This is a genomic window from Halomonas sp. (assembly GCF_031581305.1).
Taxonomy (GTDB): Bacteria; Pseudomonadota; Gammaproteobacteria; order Pseudomonadales; family Halomonadaceae; genus Halomonas.
On sequence record NZ_JAVLBC010000284.1, the window covers coordinates 1 to 2,866 of the forward strand.

4 protein-coding genes are annotated in these 2,866 nt (G+C 64.5%); all 4 read right to left on the reverse strand.

The window, feature by feature from the left end:
• The coding region (gene queF, locus RI841_RS15765) for an NADPH-dependent 7-cyano-7-deazaguanine reductase QueF (protein WP_310706580.1) at nt 1-698 on the reverse strand (698 nt) is incomplete at its 3' end.
• Between the two features lies 1 nt (nt 699).
• Nucleotides 700-1,473, reverse strand: coding sequence for an ABC transporter permease (locus RI841_RS15770; protein WP_310706581.1), 774 nt, complete (start codon nt 1,471-1,473; stop codon nt 700-702).
• Complete coding sequence (locus RI841_RS15775) at nt 1,470-2,432, reverse strand: ABC transporter ATP-binding protein (protein ID WP_310706582.1); 963 nt, start codon at nt 2,430-2,432, stop codon at nt 1,470-1,472. Before RI841_RS15775 ends, RI841_RS15770 begins: the two co-directional genes overlap by 4 nt.
• A 238-nt stretch (nt 2,433-2,670) precedes the next feature.
• On the reverse strand, nt 2,671-2,866 hold a 196-nt coding region (locus RI841_RS15780; protein WP_310706583.1), incomplete at its 5' end, for a hypothetical protein.

The following is a 2,866-nucleotide window of genomic DNA, read 5'->3' on the forward strand; positions in this document are numbered from 1 at the left end:
ATGAAGATGTGCTCCACGCAGTGCTCGTGAAAGTCCTGGTGCTGGCGGTAGCCGATCAGATAGCGCAGCAGCCCCTCGCGATCGAGTCGCGGGCCCCGGTAGCGGATCAGCACGCTGCCCCAGTCGGGCTGGCCGGTGACCGGGCAATTGGACTTGAGCAGGTGCGAATACAGCGTCTCCTCGACGACCTCCTCCCCCACCGCCAGGTGGTCCGCGCTGGGCGTGTAGTCGCTGACCTCGATATCCAGATCATCCAGGCACTCGCCGGGCAGACGACGCGTTACCAGTGCCTCATGGTCGACGTCGAACAGCTCGACGGACACCGGCGCACCGGCGGCCGCCGTCAGGTCGTGCTTCAGGGTATCGATGACCGCCTGGCGACTTTCGACGCGAGTCTGGTTGAAGCTATTGAGGTAGAGCTTCCAGGACTTCGACTCGATCAAGTTCGGCGACTCCGCCGGCAGGCGGAAGCGCGCCACGGCCACCACCGGCTTGCCTCGGGCGTTGAGCCAGGAGACCTCGAAGGCGTGCCACTCGTCCTCGCCGACGAAGGGCAAGGCGCCCTCCTCGATACCCAGCGGCCCCCGGTTGGCCGCGCGGGGGATCGAAAAGAGCAGCCCGGCGTCGTAGTGCTCCGGATAGGCGGCTTCGCGTCCCAGGGGGGCATGCGCGAGGGTATCGGGTCGGTGGTGTGCCATGTCAGCTCCTGATGCCCTTGCCGCGATTCAGCATCCACAGCGCCACCCCGAAGAGCACGCTGATGAAGGCCAGGATGGCGGCCAGCGCCCAGCCCACGGGGATGTCCGAGACGCCGAGGAAACCGTAGCGAAAGACGTTGACCATGTAGAGGATGGGATTGAGCATCGACACGCCCTGCCAGAAGGCCGGCAGCAGCGAGATGGAATAGAAGACCCCGCCCAGGTAGGTCAGTGGCGTGAGGATGAAGGTCGGCACGATGGAGATGTCGTCGAACTTCTTGCCCAGCAGGGCGTTGATGAAGCCGCCGATGGCGAACAGCGCCGCGGTGAGCACCACCACGAAGACCGTCAGCAGCGGATGTGCCACCTCGATCCGGGTGAAGAACAGCGACACCCCGGTGACGATCAGCCCCACGCCGAGGCCGCGGGCCATGCCGCCCAGCACGAAGCCGGTGAGGATCACCCAGTTGGGCATCGGCGAGACCATCATCTCCTCGATGGAGCGCTGGAACTTGTTCGAGAAGAAGCTCGAGGCCACGTTGGAGTAGCTGTTGGTGATCACCGCCATCATGATCAGCCCGGGGACGATGAAGTCCATGTAGCTGTAGCCATCCATCTCGCCGATCCGCGAGCCGATCAGGTTGCCGAAGATGATGAAGTACATGGTCATGGTGATCGATGGCGGCAGCAGGGTCTGCGGCCAGATCCGCGTGAAGCGCTTGACCTCCTTGTGCACCAGGGTCCAGAGGGCGATGGCGATCTGGGTCGGGTTCATGCGCGTGCCTCCGCTGCCTCGGCCGCCGCCTTGTCGCTATTGCCCTGCTCCACCATGGAGACGAACATCTCCTCGAGCCGGTTGGCGCGGTTGCGCATCGACATCACCTGGAGCCCCTGGGCGCTGAGCGCCTCAAAGACATCGTTGAGGCGCTGGCCGCGGTGCACCACCACCGCCAGCTGGGCGTCATCGACCCGGCTCACCTCGAAGCCCGCCACCTCGGGCGCGGCCTCGATCGGGTGCGCCAGGTCCAGCAGGAAGGTCTCGATATCCAATTCGGCGAGCAGGTCACGCACGCTGGTGTTCCGGATGATCTCGCCATGATTGATGATCCCCACGTTGCGACACAGGCTCTCGGCCTCCTCCAGGTAGTGGGTGGTGAGGATGATGGTGGTGCCCTCCTCGCGGTTGATGCGACGCATGTACGCCCACATGCTGCGGCGCAGCTCGATGTCCACGCCGGCGGTAGGCTCGTCGAGGATCAGCAGCCTGGGCCGGTGCATCAAGGCACGGGCGATCATCAGCCGGCGCTTCATGCCGCCGGAGAGCATTCGCGCGCTGCCGTTGCGCTTGTCCCAGAGGCCCAGGTCGCGCAGCAGCTGCTCGGCGCGGGGCAGTGCCTCGCGACGCGACATGCCGTAGTAGCCGGCCTGGGCCAGCACGATATCGATGACCTTTTCGAACTGGTTGAAGTTGAATTCCTGGGGCACCACGCCGAGATGGTACTTGGCACGGGCGAAGTCCCGGTCGATGTCGATCCCGAAGATCGAGACACGGCCTGCGGTCTTCTGCACCAGCGAGCAGACCACCCCCAGAGTGGTCGACTTGCCGGCGCCATTGGGCCCCAGCAAGGCATAGAAGTCGCCCTCGGCGACGTCGAGGTCGATGCCCTTGAGGGCCTGGAAACCATTGCCGTAGACCTTGGTCAGGCCGCGGATGGACAATGCCGGTTCGGCCATGTGCGATCCCGTCAGCAAGAAATGAAAGTCATCATGAGAACCCTCCGAGATGGGGATGGCCCGGCAAACTTCAAGGTTCGCTCTCTCACCCCGGCAGGGAGAACGCCTCCTGCAGGGGCGGTATCGACGCGGGGATGCGACATGGTGGCCCAGTCGGCAACCTATACCATCATGGCGGCCGGCGTGCTGGCGTGGGGCGTGCTGACGGCCGCGGTCTGGGCATGCTGATCCGCCCAGTTCAAGAGAAGCCGGAAGTTACCAGACTGGTCAACGTTCGATGGAGCGGGAAACGAGATTCGGCGGGGCTGCCGTCAGCCGGGCTGGCGCTCCAGCTCGTGACGTGAGCCTTGGCCTGCAAGACGACATCATAAATATTATATGGAGCGGGAAACGAGATTCGACCGGGCTGGCGCTCCAGCTCGTGAGCCGAGCCT

Bases quoted from the DNA above. Each gene is read 5' to 3' on its own strand.
- RI841_RS15770 (WP_310706581.1), bottom strand. From the start codon at position 1,473: ATGAACCCGACCCAGATCGCCATCGCCCTCTGGACCCTGGTGCACAAG.
- RI841_RS15775 (WP_310706582.1), bottom strand. From the start codon at position 2,432: ATGGCCGAACCGGCATTGTCCATCCGCGGCCTGACCAAGGTCTACGGC.